15 protein-coding genes are annotated in these 17,458 nt (G+C 64.2%); 9 read left to right on the top strand and 6 right to left on the bottom strand.

Going from position 1 to position 17,458, the window contains the following annotated elements:
• Nucleotides 1-35: 35 nt before the first annotated feature.
• The 3 genes from AC2FNL_RS17210 to AC2FNL_RS17200 are packed head-to-tail and all read right to left on the bottom strand — an operon-like array spanning nucleotide 36 to nucleotide 2,595.
• Nucleotides 36-554 (bottom strand): flavin reductase family protein, encoded by a 519-nt coding sequence (locus AC2FNL_RS17210; protein WP_005980319.1) that lies wholly within the window; start codon nucleotides 552-554, stop codon nucleotides 36-38.
• The gene (locus AC2FNL_RS17205; protein WP_496834468.1) at nucleotides 551-1,441 is read right to left on the bottom strand and encodes an aldo/keto reductase; all 891 of its coding nucleotides are present in this window, start codon (nucleotides 1,439-1,441) and stop codon (nucleotides 551-553) included. Before AC2FNL_RS17205 ends, AC2FNL_RS17210 begins: the two co-directional genes overlap by 4 nt.
• Nucleotides 1,441-2,595 carry an LLM class flavin-dependent oxidoreductase gene (locus AC2FNL_RS17200; protein ID WP_093964187.1) on the bottom strand — a complete coding sequence of 385 codons (1,155 nt, stop codon included), beginning with the start codon at nucleotides 2,593-2,595 and terminating at the stop codon, nucleotides 1,441-1,443. Before AC2FNL_RS17200 ends, AC2FNL_RS17205 begins: the two co-directional genes overlap by 1 nt.
• Before the next feature lie 104 nt (nucleotides 2,596-2,699).
• On the opposite strand from AC2FNL_RS17200, the gene AC2FNL_RS17195 reads away from it, so the two are divergent.
• The 5 genes from AC2FNL_RS17195 (at nucleotide 2,700) to AC2FNL_RS17175 (ending at nucleotide 8,389) form a co-directional block, all read left to right on the top strand.
• Nucleotides 2,700-3,410: a GntR family transcriptional regulator gene (locus AC2FNL_RS17195; protein WP_496834466.1), complete on the top strand. Its 711-nt coding sequence runs from the start codon at nucleotides 2,700-2,702 to the stop codon at nucleotides 3,408-3,410.
• 13 nt (nucleotides 3,411-3,423) lie between these two features.
• Complete coding sequence (locus AC2FNL_RS17190; protein WP_496834465.1) at nucleotides 3,424-4,524, top strand: Gfo/Idh/MocA family protein; 1,101 nt, start codon at nucleotides 3,424-3,426, stop codon at nucleotides 4,522-4,524.
• Nucleotides 4,525-4,706: 182 nt separating this feature from the next.
• Nucleotides 4,707-5,888, top strand: a complete 1,182-nt coding sequence (locus tag AC2FNL_RS17185) for a phosphoserine transaminase (RefSeq protein WP_496834464.1) — start codon at nucleotides 4,707-4,709, stop codon at nucleotides 5,886-5,888.
• A gap of 69 nt (nucleotides 5,889-5,957) precedes the next feature.
• The gene (gene serA, locus AC2FNL_RS17180) at nucleotides 5,958-7,553 is read left to right on the top strand and encodes a phosphoglycerate dehydrogenase (protein ID WP_496834462.1); all 1,596 of its coding nucleotides are present in this window, start codon (nucleotides 5,958-5,960) and stop codon (nucleotides 7,551-7,553) included.
• Nucleotides 7,554-7,660: 107 nt separating this feature from the next.
• Complete coding sequence (locus AC2FNL_RS17175; RefSeq protein WP_496834461.1) at nucleotides 7,661-8,389, top strand: metallophosphoesterase; 729 nt, start codon at nucleotides 7,661-7,663, stop codon at nucleotides 8,387-8,389.
• Here the strand turns inward: AC2FNL_RS17175 and AC2FNL_RS17170 are convergent, their stop codons facing one another.
• The 3 genes from AC2FNL_RS17170 to AC2FNL_RS17160 form a co-directional block, all read right to left on the bottom strand.
• Nucleotides 8,390-9,907: a malonate--CoA ligase gene (locus AC2FNL_RS17170; RefSeq protein ID WP_496834460.1), complete on the bottom strand. Its 1,518-nt coding sequence runs from the start codon at nucleotides 9,905-9,907 to the stop codon at nucleotides 8,390-8,392.
• A gap of 77 nt (nucleotides 9,908-9,984) precedes the next feature.
• Entirely contained in the window at nucleotides 9,985-10,689 is a 705-nt protein-coding gene (hutC, locus tag AC2FNL_RS17165) for a histidine utilization transcriptional repressor HutC (RefSeq protein ID WP_496834458.1), read from the bottom strand.
• Nucleotides 10,690-10,717: 28 nt separating this feature from the next.
• Nucleotides 10,718-12,079 (bottom strand): formimidoylglutamate deiminase, encoded by a 1,362-nt coding sequence (locus tag AC2FNL_RS17160; protein WP_496834456.1) that lies wholly within the window; start codon nucleotides 12,077-12,079, stop codon nucleotides 10,718-10,720.
• An 81-nt stretch (nucleotides 12,080-12,160) separates the two neighbouring features.
• Between AC2FNL_RS17160 and hutI the strand changes: the two genes are divergently transcribed.
• The 4 genes from hutI to hutU are packed head-to-tail and all read left to right on the top strand — an operon-like array spanning nucleotide 12,161 to nucleotide 17,395.
• Nucleotides 12,161-13,369 (top strand): imidazolonepropionase, encoded by a 1,209-nt coding sequence (hutI, locus tag AC2FNL_RS17155; RefSeq protein WP_496834455.1) that lies wholly within the window; start codon nucleotides 12,161-12,163, stop codon nucleotides 13,367-13,369.
• On the top strand, nucleotides 13,366-14,904 hold the full coding sequence (gene hutH / locus AC2FNL_RS17150) for a histidine ammonia-lyase (RefSeq protein WP_093964196.1): 1,539 nt from the start codon (nucleotides 13,366-13,368) through the stop codon (nucleotides 14,902-14,904). The genes hutI and hutH overlap by 4 nt, the downstream gene beginning before the upstream one ends.
• Nucleotides 14,901-15,716, top strand: coding sequence for an N-formylglutamate deformylase (hutG, locus tag AC2FNL_RS17145; RefSeq protein WP_496834453.1), 816 nt, complete (start codon nucleotides 14,901-14,903; stop codon nucleotides 15,714-15,716). Before hutH ends, hutG begins: the two co-directional genes overlap by 4 nt.
• The gene (gene hutU / locus AC2FNL_RS17140; RefSeq protein ID WP_496834451.1) at nucleotides 15,713-17,395 is read left to right on the top strand and encodes a urocanate hydratase; all 1,683 of its coding nucleotides are present in this window, start codon (nucleotides 15,713-15,715) and stop codon (nucleotides 17,393-17,395) included. Before hutG ends, hutU begins: the two co-directional genes overlap by 4 nt.
• Nucleotides 17,396-17,458: the final 63 nt, after the last annotated feature.

Below are 17,458 nucleotides of genomic sequence, written 5' to 3'. Positions count from 1 at the left end.
AGGCCGCGGGTTTTGCCCGCGACCGTGTCCCGCGCTTATTGGTGCGCGAATTGGCCGAGCTTGCCGGCGTAAAAGGTCAGCGCGTCTCCGTCCGCCATGCTGGCCCGCAAGACCTTGCCCACCACGATAACGTGATCGCCCGCATCGTGATACGCATGTTGTTCACATTCGAACCGCGCCAGGCATCCGCGCAGCAGCGGCGTGCCGTTTTCGCAGCGGTCGTGGTCGATGTCGCGCAGGGCAAAGGCGTCTTTCGAGCAGCCAAAGCACAGCTCGGCCTGGTCGGCCGACAGAACATGAACACTGAAATGCCGCGCCTTGTGAAAATAGGGGAACCGGCGCGAGTTCCGGTCGCCGGCCCACATCACCAAGGGCGGGTCCAGCGACAGCGAGGAAAAGCTGTTGGCCGTGATGCAGACCGGCCCGTCGGGGCTGTCGCAGGTCACGACGGTGACGCCGGTGGCGAACCGGCCGAAGGCGTCCCGCAGGGTGCGGGTGTCGTCCTTGTGCGGAATGAAGGTGCGCGCCATGTCGTTCGAAAATGCGTTCATCATGGTACCTCATGCCCCAGCGCCGCCTCGTAGAGGCGGAACCAGGCTTCACGATCCAGATTGACTTTCAGGGCGTCCGAGATGCGCTTGATGCGGTCCAGGCTGTTGGTGCCCAGAACCGGCAGGATGCCGGCCGGATGGGCCAGCAGGAAGGCCACGGCCACCGCGGCACGATCGACACCGAACTGCGCGCCGATCTCGTCCGCGACCACGCCCACCGGAGGATTGCCCGCCATCAGCGCCCCGCCGCCCAGCGGCGACCACGCCATCACCGGGTGGCCGTGCTGCTGGTGAAAGGCCAGATCGCCATTGGTGAACGGGGCGATCGCGCCCAGAGAAATCTCGATCTGGTTGGTCACCAGCGGGGTCTTCATGGCCGATTGCAGCAGCTGCCAGTCCCAGGGGCGGAAATTCGACACGCCCACCGCGCGGACCTTGCCGCTGGCCACGACCTCGTCCAGCGCGGCGCCTGTTTCATGGTGGTCCATGAACGGGTCGGGGCGGTGGATCAGCAGCAGGTCGATATGGTCGATCGCCATTTCCCGCAGCGAGGTGTCCACAGATTTCAGGATATGCGCACGCGAGGTATCATAGAATTTCACCTTGGCATCCGCATAGCGCCCACAGGGGGCGACGATGTCGCATTTGGTGACGATCTCCATCCGATCCCGCAGGCCGGGATTGGCGCGCAGGGCGTTGCCCAGAATCGCCTCGGCGCCATAGTCGCCATAGATGTCGGCCTGATCGAAGCTGGTGATGCCCTGATCCAGACAGGCGTGGATCTTGGCCGCCACATGCGCGGCGGAGGTATCGCTGTCATCGCCCAGCCGCCACATGCCATAGACAAGGCGGCTCAACTCCAGGGTGTCGGAAAGCTTGATACGTTGCATCAACGACGAACTCCGTTGCCCAGCGGCGTCGCCGGGGTGTCAGCAGGGACCCTTCCATAGGCTTCGGGAAGGGAGCAGGTTTTCAGATGTGGCATCACACGGGTGCCGAAATGGCGGGCCTCGTCCATATGCGGATAACCCGAGAAGATGAAGGCGCGGATGCCCATCTTCTGATACTCTTCGATCTTCGACAGCACCTGGTCGGTCGACCCAACCAGCGCCGCGCCGCAGCCTGACCGCGCCCGGCCGACGCCCGTCCACAGGCCCGGCTCGACATAGCCGTATTTGTCGGCCAGCTCGCGGTTTCTGGCCTGATGCGAAACCCCGAGCGAGGTGGCGTCCAGCGCCCGTTCGCGGATCGCGCGGCCGTATTCGTCATCCAGCTTCGACACGATGTAGTCGGCATATTCCTTGGCCTCGGCCTCGGTGTCGCGCACGATCATGTGCACCCGCAGGCCATAATCCAGCGTGCGGCCGTACTCGTCGGCCACGGCGTGCACAGCCTTCATTCGCTCGGCCAGCTGGTCCTTGGTTTCGGGCCACATCAGATAGACATCGCAATGCTGGCCGCACAGCTTCAGCGCATCGGGCGAATAGCCCCCGAAATACAGCAGCGGCCCGCCGGTCTGATAGGGTTTGGCCGGATCGGTCGTCAGGCCCGAGAAATTGTAGACCTGACCCTGGTAATTTATCTCATCCTGCGTCCAGGCCTGTTTCAGAATCTCGACCACCTCGCGCGAGCGCTGGTAGCGATAGCTGCTCTCGGCTTTTTCGCCCGGAAAATCCGACGAGATGATGTTGACCGTCAGCCGCCCCTTCAGCATGTGATCCAGCGTCGCGATGGTGCGCGCCAGCATGATCGGCTGCATCTCGCCGCAGCGCACGGCGGCCAGCAGGTTGATCTTTTCGGTGATCGGGGCACAGCCGGCCACGAAACTCAGCGTGTCCTGCCCCACCTGATACGAGGACGGGCACAGGATGTTGCGGAAGCCCTGCGCCTCGGCCTCTTTCACGATGCCCGAACAATGTTCCCAACTGGAGCGCAGATCGCCGTCGGGCACCCCCAGAAACTGATAATCGTCCGAGCACAGCGCCGCGAACCACGATACCTCGGCCGCATCCAGATCGGGGGATGTGATGGGGACGATCGTCATCTGATTCTCTCTCCTGCCGGGCTCAACTTTTCTCTTGCGTAGCAACCACATTGATGTAGATCAATAGTGTATCAATTTTTTCTGCGACCAAGTGAAGCGCCCGCGTGCCCCCATCCAACAGAAACCCCAACGCCCTGCCGATCTATGTGCAGATCGCCGAGCTGCTGATCCGCGACATCGCCGCCGGCCGGCTGATCGACGGCGAGCGCCTGCCGCCCGAGCGGGATATGGCGGCGCAGCTGAACGTCTCGGTCGGGACGCTGCGAAAATCGCTCGCCGAGCTGGAAAAAAAGGGGATGCTCGAGCGGATCCAGGGCTCGGGCAACTATGTGCGCGAGACCGGGACCCAGAACAGCGTCTATGCCATGTTCCGGCTGGAGCTGCCCGAGGGCGGCGGCCTGCCGCGCGCTGACATCCTGTCGGTCGATCACCTGGACAAGCCCGCCGACCTGCCCGATTTCGGCACCTCGCGGCGCGGGTCGCGCGTGCGGCGGATGCGCTATCTGAATGACACAATCATCGCGGTCGAGGAGATCTGGCTGGACGAATCAGCCGGTCTGATCGATCGGCGGCTGCTGTCGGACTCGCTGTATCGCTATTACCAGCAGCAGCTTGGGTTCTGGATCACCCGCGCCGAGGATCGGGTTTCGGTCGGCCGGCTGCCCGACTGGACCCCCGCGAACTTCCCCCGGCCGGCGGGCGAGACCGTCGGCTATATCGAGCGGTTCAGCTGGTCGGAACGGCCTGAACCCGTCGAGTTTTCGAAAACCTGGTTCGACCCGGACCGGGCAACTTACGTCCAACGACTGAAATGACGAGGAAACGCGCATGACCCGGACCATCAATTACGGGCTGATCGGATGTGGCATGATGGGGCAGGAACACCTGCACAACATCGCCCTGCTGGAGGGCACGCAAGTGGCCGCCATTTTCGAGCCCGACCCCGAGATGGCGCGCGCCGCGCAGGCGATTGCGCCGGGGGCCAGGATGGTGCCATCGCTGCAGGATCTGCTGGCGGTCGAGGCGCTGGACTGCCTCGTCATCGCCAGCCCCAACCATCTGCATGTGGATCAGATCGCCCAGATCGCCCAGACCCGTCCCTTGCCGCTGCTGGTGGAAAAGCCGCTGTTCACCAACCCCGACGATGCCGCCCGTCTGGCCGAGATCGAGCGCAGCTATCCCTGTCCGATCTGGGTGGCGATGGAATATCGCTATATGCCGCCCATCGCGGCCCTGATCGCCGAGGCGCAGGACACCAGCGGCGGGGTCAAGATGCTGAGCATCCGCGAACACCGCTTTCCGTTCCTGGAAAAGGTCGGCAACTGGAACCGGTTCAACCGCAACACCGGCGGCACGTTCGTCGAGAAATGCTGTCATTTCTTCGACCTGATGCGCCTGATCCTGCAATCCGACCCGGTGCGCATCAGCGCCAGCGGTGGGCAGGCCGTGAACCATCTGGACGAAACCTATGACGGAGAGACGCCTGACATCCTCGACCACGGCTATGTCATCGTCGATTTCGCCTCGGGCGCGCGGGCGATGCTGGAACTGTGCATGTTCGCCGAGGGCGCGCGGTATCAGGAGGAAATCTCGGTCGTCGGCCCCAAGGCCAAGATCGAGGCACTGGTCCCCGGGCCGGGCCGGTTCTGGCCCGAACATCTGGGCGAGCCGCCGGTGCCGCAGCTGATCGTCAGCCCGCGCGACCCCAAGGGCCCTATCTCCCGCGACATTCCCGTCGATCCGCGCCTGCTGGCGGCGGGCGACCACAACGGCTCGACCTTTTATCAGCATCAGGGCTTTCTGGCGCTGGTGCGCGGCGAGCGCGACGCCCCGGAGGTCAGCCTGACCGACGGCATGTGGGCGGTGCGCATGGGGCTGGCGGCGCAGCAATCGCTGGCCACGGGCGAAACCGTCTGGCTGGATCGCTGAGGTCTTTCTGCGAGTGCAAAATGCGCCGATCGGAAACCTGTGTTCCGATTTGGCGCCGCCGCCCGTGTCGTTTTTGATATTCAAAGCGTCTTTTCCGCTTGCCCGTCCAACCGCGGCCCCCTAGGTCTGGCCGCGGGACACCCCTCCCCAACGAGGGGCGTATATCTGGAAGGGTAACACCAATGACCATCGAACAACCGGCGTCGCACGACGCCGTGCGCAAACCCACCGTGCGGCCGGCCAATCCGCGTTTTTCCTCGGGCCCCTGTGCCAAACCCCCCACATTCGAGCTGAACAAGCTGGCCGATGCCGCGCTGGGCCGGTCGCACCGCGCCGCCGTCGGAAAGGACAAGCTGAAGGCCGCCATCGAAGGCACGCGCGAGCTGCTGGGCATTCCGGCCGACTATCGCATCGGCATCGTTCCGGCCTCGGATACGGGCGCGGTGGAAATGGCGCTGTGGTCGCTGCTGGGCGAACGCAAGGTCGAGATGCTGGCCTGGGAAAGCTTTGGCGCGGGTTGGGTTGCCGACGTGGTCAAACAGCTGAAGATCGACGCCGAGGTGAAAACCGCCGATTACGGGCAGATCGTCGATCTGGCGTCAGTTGATTTCAACAATGACGTGGTCTTTACCTGGAACGGGACCACCTCGGGCGTGCGGGTTCCGAATGGCGACTGGATCGCCGATGACCGCGCCGGCCTGACCATCTGCGACGCCACCAGCGCCGCTTTCGCGATGGACCTGCCCTGGGACAAGCTGGATGTTACCACCTTCAGCTGGCAGAAGGTTCTGGGTGGCGAGGCCGCGCATGGCATGCTGATCCTCAGCCCCAGCGCGGTTGAGCGGCTGGAAAGCTATACCCCCGCATGGCCGCTGCCGAAGATCTTCCGCCTGACCAAGGGTGGCAAGCTGATCGAGGGCATCTTTACCGGCGCAACCATCAACACGCCGTCGATGCTGGCGGTCGAGGATTACCTGTTCGCGCTGGACTGGGCGCGCTCGGTTGGCGGGCTGCAGGGCCTGATCGCCCGCGCCGATGCCAACGCGCAGGCGATTTTTGAGTTTTGCGACCAGAACGACTGGATCGACAACCTGGCCGAGGACCCGGCCACGCGGTCGAACACCAGCGTCTGCCTGAAATTCACCGATCCGCGCATTCGCGACGGCGCAAGCTTTGCCAAGGCCGTTGCCAAGCGGCTGGAGGCCGAGAACGTGGCACTGGACATCGGCGCGTATCGCGATGCACCGGCCGGGCTGCGCATCTGGTGCGGCGGCACGGTTGAGACGTCCGACATCCAGGCGATGCTGCCCTGGCTGAAATGGGCGTTCGAGGCCGAGATCGCCGCCCAGGCCGCAGCCGCCTGACCCCTTTCCTCCGACAAGATCCGGGCCGCGTCCGGCCCGGAGTCATCATCCCATTCAAGGACCACGCACATGGCCCCCAAAGTACTCGTATCCGACAAGCTCAGCGAAACCGCGGTTCAGATCTTCCGCGACCGCGGCATCGACGTGGATTTCATGCCCGACGTGGGCAAGGACAAGGAAAAGCTGGCCGAGATCATCGGCAACTATGACGGCCTGGCCATCCGCTCGGCCACCAAGGTCACCGAGAAGATCCTGGAGAAGGCCGACAAGCTGAAGGTGATCGGCCGCGCCGGGATCGGCACCGACAACATCGACAAGGACGCGGCCTCGAAAAAGGGCGTAATCGTGATGAACACGCCGTTCGGCAACATGATCACCACCGCCGAGCACGCCATCGCGCTGATGTTCGCCGTGGCGCGCCAGATCCCCGAGGCCAATGCCAGCACCCATGCGGGCAAGTGGGAAAAGTCCAAATTCATGGGGGTCGAGCTGACCAACAAGACGTTGGGCGTGATCGGCGCCGGCAATATCGGCGGCATCGTCTGCGACCGGGCGCATGGCCTCAAGATGAAGGTCATCGCCTATGACCCCTATCTGGGCCAAGAGAAGGCCGACAAGATGGGCGTGGAAAAGGTCGAGCTGGACGAGCTGCTGGTACGGGCCGATTTCATCACCATGCACGTGCCACTGACCGACCAGACCCGCAACATCCTCAGCCGTGAGAATCTGGCCAAGACCAAGAAGGGCGTGCGCATCATCAACTGCGCCCGCGGCGGTCTGGTCGACGAAGAGGCGCTGGCCGAACTGATCAAATCCGGCCATGTTGCCGGCGCGGGGTTCGACGTGTTCAGCGAGGAACCGGCCAAGGAGAACCCGCTGTTTGGCCTGCCCAACGTGGTCTGCACCCCGCATCTGGGTGCGGCAACCACCGAAGCGCAGGAAAACGTGGCGCTGCAGGTGGCCGAGCAGATCTCGAACTATCTGCTGACCGGCGCGGTCGAGAATGCTCTGAACATGCCCAGCGTCACCGCCGAAGAGGCCAAGGTCATGGGACCTTGGATCAAGCTGGCCGGCCATCTGGGCAGTTTCATCGGCCAGATGACCGACGAGCCGATCAAGGCGATCAACATCCTGTATGACGGCGTGGCGGCGCAGATGAACCTGGCGGCGCTGAACTGCGCGGTGGTGGCGGGGATCATGAAACGCTCGAACCCCGAGGTGAACATGGTCTCGGCCCCGGTCGTGGCCAAAGAGCGCGGCGTCAAGATCTCGACCACCAACCAGGATAAGTCGGGCGCCTTCGAGGGCTATATCAAGGTGACCGTGGTGACCGACAAGCGCGAACGCTCGATCGGGGGTACCGTGTTCAGCGACGGCAAGCCGCGCTTCATCCAGATCAAGGGCATCAACATCGATGCCGAGGTCGGCGCGCACATGCTGTACACCACCAACGAGGACGTGCCGGGCATCATCGGCACCTTGGGAAAGACCATGGGCGAGCATGGCGTGAACATTGCCAACTTTACCCTGGGCCGCGCAGAAGCAGGCGGCGAGGCGATCGCGCTGCTGTATGTTGACGAGCCGGTTCCGGCCGAAGCCCGCGCAAAGCTGGCTGAAACCGGGCTGTTCACCCAGATCAAGCCGCTGGAGTTCGACGTGGTCTGATCCGGCAGGACCCGGATGAAAGCGATTGACGCCTGCACCCGCGCGGTGCAGGCGTTGTCGTTGCAAAGGCCCGCAAATCCAACCCGGCCCGGAACGAAGACATGGACATGACTGCGCCCATCTACGCCATCGGAGATCTGCACGGCCAGACGGCCGAGTTCGACCGCGCCCTGTCGCTGATCGAGCAGGATGGCGGGCGCGATGCGCGGATCGTGTTTCTGGGCGACTACGTCGATCGCGGCCCCGACAGCAAGGGCCTGCTGGACCGGCTGATTGCCGGGCGCGACGCCGGGCGGAACTGGGTCACGCTGCTGGGCAACCATGACCGCATGTTCGCGTGGTTCCTGCAGGATGAGCCGCGCCATGATCCGCATCTTCTGGTCGGGTACCACTGGCTGCACGAGCGGCTGGGCGGCACCGAAACCCTGCGCAGCTATGGCGTCGAATTCGAGGACCGCACCCGGCTGCAAGATGTGCATCGCGCGGCCCTTGCGGCGGTGCCGACCGCGCACAAGGCATTTCTGCGTGACCTGGTGCGGATGCATCAGACACCCGAGCTTGCCTTTGTCCATGCGGGCATCCGGCCGGGCGTGCCGCTGAGCGCGCAGGCTGAGGACGATCTGGTCTGGATCCGTCAGAGCTTTCACGCCTGTGACACCCCGCACCCCAAGCTGATCGTGCATGGCCACACGGTGGTGGACCGCCCCGCCCATTACGGGAACCGCATCAACCTGGACAGCGGCGCAGGCTACGCCCGCCAAACCGGGGTTGCCGTGTTCGAGGGGCGCGACTGCTGGCTGCTGACCGAAGCCGGACGCGTGCCGCTGCGCCCCTGATCAGCCGCCCGCGAACATGTCCTTGTAGGTCTCACGCAGAACGTTTTTCTGCACCTTGCCCATCGTATTGCGGGGCAGTTCGTCCAGCAGGATCAGCCTGCGGGGATGTTTGAAACGGGCAAGGCTTTTGCTCACCGCCTCCATGATCGCATCCAGATCCGGTGCCGCGCCGACCTCGGGCACCAGGATGCCCAGCACGGTTTCCCCGAAATCCGGGTGCGGCACGCCGATCACCGCGCTTTCCAGCACGCCGGGCTGGTCATCCAGAACCAGCTCGATTTCCTTGGGATAGATGTTGTATCCGCCCGAAATGATCAGGTCTTTGCCGCGTCCCACTATTTGCACATAGCCATCCGCGTCGATGCGGCCCAGATCGCCGGTGATGAAGAACCCGTCCTCGCGCAGTTCGGCGGCGGTTTTCTCGGGCATCTGCCAATAACCCTTGAACACGTTCGGCCCGCGCACCTCGATCATGCCGATCTCGCCCTGTGGCAGCGGCTCGCCCGTTTCGGGGTCGGTGATCTTCAACTCGACCCCCGGCAGCGGAAAGCCCACCGTCCCGGCGCGGCGCTCGCCTTCATAGGGGTTCGAGGTGTTCATATTGGTCTCGGTCATGCCATAGCGTTCCAGGATCCGGTGGCCGGTGCGGTCCTCGAACCGCGTGTGGGTTTCGGCCAGCAGCGGCGCCGAACCGGATATGAACAGCCGCATGTGCCGTGCCAGGTCCCCGGTGAATCGGTCGTCGTCCAGAAGCCGGGTATAGAAGGTCGGCACCCCCATCATCGAGGTCGCCTTGGGCATCAGGCGCAGGATGTCGTCCAGATCGAAGCCCGGCAGAAAGATCATCGACCCGCCGGCCGACAGCATGACATTGGTGGCCACGAACAGGCCATGGGTGTGAAAGATCGGCAGCGCGTGCAGCAAAACGTCTTCCGCGGTGAAGCGCCACTCCTGCACCAGCGTTTCGGCGTTCGACAGCAGGTTCGCCTGCGTCAGCATGGCGCCTTTGGACCGCCCGGTGGTGCCCGAAGTATAAAGGAAGGCCGCCAGGTCATCCTCGGTCCTGTGCGCGGGTTCGAAGGCTGGCAACATCCCAAGCGCGCGCCGCATCAGGCTGCCGGAACCGTCCGCGTTCAGAGTTTCGAGCCTCGCATTCTGCGCTTGGGCAATCGGCTCGATATCAGCCTGTGATTTGGCGTCCGCGACAACCATCCGAGCACCGCTGTTTTCGATGAAATACCGCAGCTCGTCTGTCGTGTAGGCGGTGTTCAGCGGCAGAAAGATCAGCCCGGCCTGAACGCAGGCCGCATACAGCGCCAGCGCCTCGGGCGATTTCGCGACCTGCACCGCAACGCGGTCATCCGGTTCCAGTCCGCAGGCCGTCAAAGCGTTGGCGATCCGGGCCGCCATGTCCAGGAAATCGGCATGTGAGAGAACGCGTCCGTCCGGCAGATGCAGGAACGGCGTTGTCTTACCCGCGTGAATGCCGAAGAGTCGATCGTATAGCGGGTTGCTCATCCCGTTCTCCGTGTTGCCGTTGTTCGGTCAAGACGAAACTGTACCGGAATTGGGCTGCGGTAAAGGCCCGGACAACCTCAGAACCGGGTGGTCATCCGGTAGCCTGCCGCGAAATACATCTTGGCGAAGGTAACCGGGCTGCCTTGCAACCAAGTGATACGTTCCGCGGTAAAAACCGGCTCGCCAACCGTCACGTCCAGAAACCCGGCCAGTTCGGCATCGGCGCGGCTTGCCAGAAAAGACAGCTCGACATTGGTGAAGGGGACCGTCTGGATCAGCCATTCATTGGGTCCCAGCGTCGAGAAATCAGCCTGTTCGACAGCCGGGACGCTGGCCGTAACGATCCAGCGATCTTCGAACTGAAACGGGGTGTTGTTCGAAAAATGCATGCACCGCACATGCATCACCCGCCGATCCGAACCCAGCGCCAGCCGAGCAGCCAGCCAGTCGGGCGCCTGTTCGGCTTGGGCCGAGACAAGTGCATAGCGGTAGGTGTCGCCCAGAGCCTCGACCTCCTCTCGGACCAGCGGGATGGTGAACCGGGCCTGTCTTTGGGGCGCGCTCAGCACCCGGGTACCGGCCTTGCGGCGGCGTTCCAGAAAACCTTCCTCGGCCAGTTCGCGCAATGCCCGATTGACGGTGGTACGCGTGCACGAAAATTCGACCGCAAGGTCCTGCTCGTTGGGCAGCAACATGTCCGGCAGCCACTGGCCCGAGCGGATGCGGTCAAGCACAGTCTGCTTGATTTCCTTGTAGCCGGTCGTGTCAGCGGTCTGGGTCATCTTGATCTCAACTCAGTTCTTTGCCGGTTCAGACGTCGGTCAACAGGTCTGCAATCGCGGCTTTGTAGTCTCTGATTATCGTCTCGCGCGCAATATGCCTGCCATCCCGAACCATGTGACGGCCCGCCGACCACTGATCCGTTACCAGACCATCGGGTGCGGCAAAGCACAAGCCGTCCAGAAGTTGATGATCCGCCAGCGCGCAAAGCGTCGGATGCGACCGGTCAAGCGCCACCAGGTCGGCCAGTTTGCCGACCGCGATCTCTCCGGCATTGCGGCCCAGAGCCTGCGCCCCGCCTTGTGCCGCGCCGGTGTACAACGCATGTCCCACGGAACCGTTGGTTGCCGCCAGAACCGCGCGGGATCGGTCGCGAAGGCGCTGGGAGTATTCCAGACTGCGCAACTCCTCTGGCAGAGAAACCCGCACGTTAGAGTCTGATCCGACACCGAACCGCCCTTGTGTTTCAAGGTAGGGCACTCCGTTGAAGATCCCGTCGCCCAGGTTGGCTTCTGTGATCGGACACAGGCCGGCCACGGCCCCCGAACGCGCCAGAGCGCGTGTTTCGGCGTCGTCCATCTGGGTAGCATGGATCAGACACCAGCGTGTGTCGACCTGGGCATTGTCCAGAAGCCAGGCGACCGGGCGTTGGCCCAAAGCGGATTGCACGTCCTCGACCTCTTTCACCTGCTCGGCGATATGGATGTGAACCGGACCCTCCGGAACTTGCGCCAGCAGCAGGGCCAAGTCTGTGGGTGAGGTGGCGCGCAACGAGTGCGGCGCGATGCCGACCGCCGTGTCTGCGGCAAGATCTGCGGCAGCCGACCGGCACTCGTGATACAGGTGCATGAACCGGTCCACGTCATTGCCGAACCGCAACTGGCCGCCAGACAGGGGCTCTTGCCGGACGCCGCCGTAGGAATAGAGAACCGGCAAATGGGTCAGACCGATTCCCGTCCGCAAAGCTGCTGCGAAGATACGCTGGCTCAGCTCGGAAAGCTGGTCGTAGGGCGCGCCGCCGGGCTGGTGATGCACATAGTGGAATTCCCCGACCGCGGCATATCCGGCCTCCTGCATCTCAAGGAACACCAGCGCAGCGATGGCCTCCATCTGCTCGGGCGTCAACCTGTCCAGAAAGCGGTACATCAGATTTCGCCAGGACCAGAAGCTTTCCCGCCCGGCTGCGCGAAACTCGGTCATACCTGCCATGGCGCGCTGAAACGCGTGGCTGTGCAGGTTCGACAAGGCTGGCAGCAGGACATCAACGCAGGTGTCGGCCGACTGCGGACGCGCGCCGATCTCCAATCCGGTGATGACGCCATTCGCAGTTTCGATCCTCAGGTTCGAAACCCAGTCAGAGCCTAACAAGGCGGTTTTGGCATGGATCGGCATCAGAGCTTCTTTTTGTGTAGACTTTAATTTTTTACACGTATACGAAAAATTGAAACCCGAGGGGAGTCCAAAAGAATCGCGATGACCAGAAATTCGGTGATTTGTTGTCGGCGGATCGCAACCATGGCGGATGGGGTTGCGTCCTATGGCTTGGTCGAAGACGCGGCGATTGCTGTTTCGTCGGGCCGGATCCAATGGATCGGGCCGCACCGAGATCTGCCGCCGGATCACGCCGACTGGCCGATCATCGATTTTGCAGATCGGTTGATCACTCCGGGCCTGATCGATCCGCACACGCATGCGATTTTCGGGGGCAACCGGGCGGTTGAGTTCGAAATGCGGCTGAACGGGGCCACCTACGAGGAGATCGCGCGCGCCGGAGGGGGGATTCTGTCGACGGTCACAGCCACACGCGCCGCCAGTATGCAGGACCTGATCCAAGAGGCACTGCCTCGCATAGACGCGCTGTTGGCCGAGGGTGTGACCTGCATTGAACTCAAGTCCGGCTATGGACTGGATCAGGACACCGAGCTGCGCATGTTGCGCGCGGCCCGAGAAATTGCAAAGCAGCGCCCGGTGCGGGTCCGGACCAGCTTTCTGGGCGCTCATGCAGTGCCGCCCGAATTCACAGGGCGTGCAGACGCCTATATCGATACGGTCTGCATCCCGACCCTGCGCGCGGCCCATGCCGAGGGGCTGGTCGACGCGGTCGACGGGTTCTGCGAGGGCATCGCCTTCGATACGACTCAGATCGCGCGGGTGTTCGACGCCGCACGTGACCTGGGGCTGCCGGTCAAGCTGCATGCCGAGCAATTGTCAAATCTGGGCGGGGCCCGGCTGGCGGCATCCTACGGCGCCCTGTCAGCCGATCACGTCGAATATGTGGACGCTGCCGGGGTGGCGGCCATGACCGAGGCTGGAACGACCGCGGTTCTGCTGCCCGGCGCATTCTACACGTTGCGGGAAACGCAGGTCCCGCCGATCGACCTGTTCCGCAAGGCCGGGGTGCCGATGGCCCTGGCCACCGATTGCAACCCGGGGTCCTCGCCGCTGACGTCGCTGCTGCTGGCGATGAACATGGGCTGCACCCTGTTTGGCATGACCCCGGCCGAGGCGCTGGCCGGGGTTACCCGCAATGCCGCCCGCGCGCTTGGGCTGGCCGATGCCGGTTCGATCGCGCCGGGCCAGCGGGCGGATCTGGCCGTGTGGGACGTCTCTCACCCGGCCGAGCTGGTCTATCGGATCGGGTTCAACCCGCTGCACGCACGCATTTTCGGAGGGGAGGTATGAGCGCTCTGACCTTGGTTCCGGGGCAGGTCTCGCTGGCCCAACTGGCGGAGATCTACTGGAACGAAACGCCGGTGGTTCTGGAGCAGGGCTGTCGCCCCGCTGTCGAGGCTGCCGCCGCCCGCATCGCCGAGGCCGCCGCCGGTGACCAGCCCGTCTATGGGGTGAATACCGGGTTCGGCAAGCTGGCGAGCCTCAAGATCGCGGCCAAGGACACCTCGGCGCTGCAGCGCAACCTGATCCTCAGCCATTGCTGCGGGGTCGGCCCGGCGGTGCCGCGGCGGTTGGCGCGCCTGATGATGGCGCTCAAGCTGTTGTCCTTCGGGCGGGGCGCATCCGGTGTGCGGTGGGCGCTGGTGGACCTGCTGCAACAGATGCTCGCCCGTGGCGTGACCCCGGTGATCCCGGCGCAGGGCTCGGTGGGGGCCTCGGGTGATCTGGCGCCGCTGGCGCATATGACGGCGGTGGTCATCGGCCAAGGCGAAGCCGAGCTGGACGGCACGGTCATGCCGGGAGCCGAGGCCTTGAAAAAGGCCTGGTTAGAGCCTATTCAACTGGGGCCGAAAGAGGGCCTGGCCTTCATCAACGGCACCCAGTTTTCGACAGCCTACGCCTTGGCGGGCCTGTTCGAAGGCTGGCGCGCGGCGCAGAACGCGCTGGTCGTTTCGGCCGTTTCGACCGATGCGATCATGGGCTCAACCGCGCCGCTGCAGCCCGAGATCCATGCCCTGCGTGGCCATCGCGGACAGATCGAGGCCGGCAGCGCCATGCGCGCCGTGTTGCAGGGGTCGGAAATACGCGAAAGCCATCGCGAGGGCGACAGCCGCGTGCAGGACCCGTATTGCATCCGCTGCCAGCCGCAGGTCACCGGTGCCGCGATGGACGTGATCCGGCAGGCCGCCGCGACCTTGCAGACCGAGGCCAACGCGGCCACCGACAACCCGTTGGTGCTGTCCGATCCCGACATGATCGTCTCGGGCGGCAATTTTCACGCCGAACCGGTGGGGTTTGCCGCCGACATGATCGCGCTGGCCCTGTCCGAGATCGGTGCCATCGCGCAACGCCGGATCGCGCTGATGGTGGATCCGACGCTCAGCTTCGACCTGCCGCCGTTCCTGACCCCCGACCCGGGTCTGAATTCCGGATTCATGATCGCCGAGGTCACGACCGCCGCGCTGATGAGCGAGAACAAGCATCTGGCCAATCCGTGCGTCACCGACAGCACGCCCACCTCGGCCAACCAGGAAGATCACGTCTCGATGGCCGCCCACGGGGCGCGGCGTCTGACGCGCATGGTGGAAAACCTGAACCACATTCTGGGGATCGAACTGCTCTGTGCCGCCCAAGGCGTCGAGTTCCGCGCCCCGCTGGTCACCAGCGCGCCCTTGCAGCGGGTGATTGCGCGGCTGCGCGCCGATATCCCGCCTTTGGCCGAGGACCGGTACCTGGCCCCGGAACTGGAGCAGGCCAAGGATCTTGTGGCCAGCGGCGCGATCCTGGAGGCGCTGGGCGTACCGCTCCCGGAGGTGACGGCATGATCGTGGTCGAGGTGCAGCAAGGGCAGAGCCCGATCGTGCTGGGCCAACCGCATGGCGGAACCTTCGTGCCCGAGGAGATCCATGCGCGCCTGAACCAGACCGGCCGGGCGTTGGCCGACACGGATTGGCACATAGACAGGCTCTATAAGGGGCTTTTGGGCGATGCGACGGTGGTTCAGTCCCGCGTGCACCGCTATGTGATCGACGCCAATCGCGATCCGGCGGGCGTGTCGCTCTATCCGGGTCAGAACACGACGACCCAGGTGCCGCTGACCGATTTCGACGGGCAACCCATATGGCTGGAAGGACAGGAACCGTCGGAAGATGAAATCGAGGAGAGGCGCGAAAAGTTCCACGCTCCCTACCACGCCGCGTTGCAAAAAGAATTGGAGCGGGTGCGGGCCAGGCATGGCGTGGTGATCCTGTTCGACTGCCACTCGATCCGGTCCCTGATCCCCTTCCTGTTCGACGGAGAACTGCCGGTGTTCAACACGGGCACCAATGACGGCACCACCTGTGCGCCCGAGGTCGCGCAGGCGGTGGATGCCGTGGCCCAGGCGTCGGGCTGTACCGCAGTGCTGAACGGCCGGTTCAAGGGTGGATGGACCACCCGGCACTATGGCCGCCCGGACAAGGGCATACATGCGATCCAGATGGAGATCGCCCAGCGCGCCTATATGGACGAGACCCCGCCCTGGACATGGCGCGCGGACCGGGCCGAACGTCTGCGCCCGCACCTGCAAGAGATGCTTGACCGCCTGCGCGCCCTGGCCCTGTCGGGCGCGCTGGCCGAAAAAGGAGCCCCGAAATGAATGACCCGCGCAAGAACACCCGAGACGTCTTTCCGCCGACCGGTCCCGAGTTGAACGCCAAAAGCTGGATGACCGAGGCCCCGTTGCGGATGCTGATGAACAACCTGCACCCGGACGTGGCGGAAAACCCGCACGAATTGGTGGTCTATGGCGGCATTGGCCGTGCGGCGCGGACCTGGAAGGATTTCGACACTATTGTTGCCAGTTTGAAGGATCTCGAGTCCGACGAGACCCTGATCGTGCAGTCCGGCAAGCCGGTGGCGATCATCCGAACGCACAAGGACGCGCCGCGGGTTCTGATCGCCAATTCCAACCTCGTGCCGCATTGGGCGACCTGGGACCACTTCAACGAATTGGATCGGAAGGGCCTGATGATGTACGGCCAGATGACGGCCGGGTCGTGGATCTATATCGGCACGCAGGGCATCGTTCAGGGCACCTATGAAACCTTCGCCGAGGCCGGGCGCCAGCACTATGGCGGCGATCTGACGGGCCGATGGATCCTGACCGGCGGCCTTGGCGGCATGGGCGGGGCGCAGCCCCTGGCGGCAGTCTTCGCCGGGGCCTGTTGTCTGGCGGTGGAATGCAACCCCGACAGCATCGATTTCCGCCTGCGCACCAAATACCTGGATGAAAAGGCCGAAACGCTGGATGAGGCGCTCGCCATGATCGACCGCTGGACCAAGGCGGGCGAGGCGAAGTCCGTGGGTCTGCTGGGCAATGCGGCCGAGATCTTTCCCGAGATCTACCGCCGCATGGCCGCCGGTGGGATGCGCCCCGACATCGTGACCGACCAGACCAGCGCCCATGATCCGATCAACGGGTATCTGCCCTTGGGCTGGACCCTGGCCCAGTGGCGCGAAAAGCGGGAAACAGACCCTAAAGCAGTGGAAAAGGCCGCGCGTGCCTCGATGAAGCAGCATGTCGCGGCGATGGTCGATTTTTGGAACGCGGGCGTGCCGACGCTGGATTATGGCAACAACATCCGTCAGGTGGCGCAGGACGAGGGGTTTGAGAACGCCTTTGCCTTTCCCGGCTTCGTCCCGGCCTATATCCGCCCGCTGTTCTGCCGTGGCATCGGCCCGTTCCGCTGGTGCGCGCTATCGGGCGACCCCGAGGATATCTACAAGACCGACGCCAAGATGAAGGAGTTGTTCCCCGAGAACGAGCATCTGCACCGGTGGCTGGACATGGCCCGTGACCGGATCGCGTTTCAGGGCCTGCCCGCGCGGATCTGCTGGATCGGGCTAGGCGACCGGCACCGCGCCGGGCTGGCCTTCAACGAGATGGTCGCGAATGGAGAGCTGAGCGCACCGGTCGTCATCGGACGGGATCATCTGGACAGCGGCTCGGTCGCAAGTCCCAACCGCGAGACCGAGGCTATGCTGGACGGGTCCGACGCCGTGTCGGACTGGCCGCTGCTGAACGCGCTGATCAACACCGCCAGCGGTGCGACCTGGGTGTCCCTGCATCATGGCGGCGGGGTCGGCATGGGCTTTAGCCAGCACGCGGGCGTGGTGATCTGCGCCGACGGCACCGAGGACGCCGCGCGGCGGCTGGAGCGGGTGTTGTGGAACGACCCGGCCTCGGGCGTGTGGCGTCATGCGGATGCGGGTTATGAAATCGCCAAGGACTGCGCCCGCGAACACGGGCTGCGCCTGCCGGGCATTCTGGGGTAGCGGCGCGGAATTGGCCTCTGGCGGAAATGCTGCGCCTGCGATATGCGCAGGTCAGGCTGCCGG

It is taken from the genome of Ruegeria sp. CRTD044 (assembly GCF_059613485.1).
Note: the sequence above shows the minus strand (reverse complement) of the source record. Positions and strands in the feature narration are given on the sequence as shown.

Coding starts and splice junctions, on each gene's coding strand:
- AC2FNL_RS17210 (WP_005980319.1), bottom strand. CDS start 554: ATGATGAACGCATTTTCGAACGACATGGCGCGCACCTTCATTCCGCAC.
- AC2FNL_RS17205 (WP_496834468.1), bottom strand. CDS start 1,441: ATGCAACGTATCAAGCTTTCCGACACCCTGGAGTTGAGCCGCCTTGTC.
- AC2FNL_RS17200 (WP_093964187.1), bottom strand. CDS start 2,595: ATGACGATCGTCCCCATCACATCCCCCGATCTGGATGCGGCCGAGGTA.
- AC2FNL_RS17190 (WP_496834465.1), top strand. CDS start 3,424: ATGACCCGGACCATCAATTACGGGCTGATCGGATGTGGCATGATGGGG.
- AC2FNL_RS17185 (WP_496834464.1), top strand. CDS start 4,707: ATGACCATCGAACAACCGGCGTCGCACGACGCCGTGCGCAAACCCACC.
- serA (WP_496834462.1), top strand. CDS start 5,958: ATGGCCCCCAAAGTACTCGTATCCGACAAGCTCAGCGAAACCGCGGTT.
- AC2FNL_RS17175 (WP_496834461.1), top strand. CDS start 7,661: ATGACTGCGCCCATCTACGCCATCGGAGATCTGCACGGCCAGACGGCC.
- AC2FNL_RS17170 (WP_496834460.1), bottom strand. CDS start 9,907: ATGAGCAACCCGCTATACGATCGACTCTTCGGCATTCACGCGGGTAAG.
- hutC (WP_496834458.1), bottom strand. CDS start 10,689: ATGACCCAGACCGCTGACACGACCGGCTACAAGGAAATCAAGCAGACT.
- AC2FNL_RS17160 (WP_496834456.1), bottom strand. CDS start 12,079: ATGCCGATCCATGCCAAAACCGCCTTGTTAGGCTCTGACTGGGTTTCG.
- hutI (WP_496834455.1), top strand. CDS start 12,161: ATGACCAGAAATTCGGTGATTTGTTGTCGGCGGATCGCAACCATGGCG.
- hutH (WP_093964196.1), top strand. CDS start 13,366: ATGAGCGCTCTGACCTTGGTTCCGGGGCAGGTCTCGCTGGCCCAACTG.
- hutG (WP_496834453.1), top strand. CDS start 14,901: ATGATCGTGGTCGAGGTGCAGCAAGGGCAGAGCCCGATCGTGCTGGGC.
- hutU (WP_496834451.1), top strand. CDS start 15,713: ATGAATGACCCGCGCAAGAACACCCGAGACGTCTTTCCGCCGACCGGT.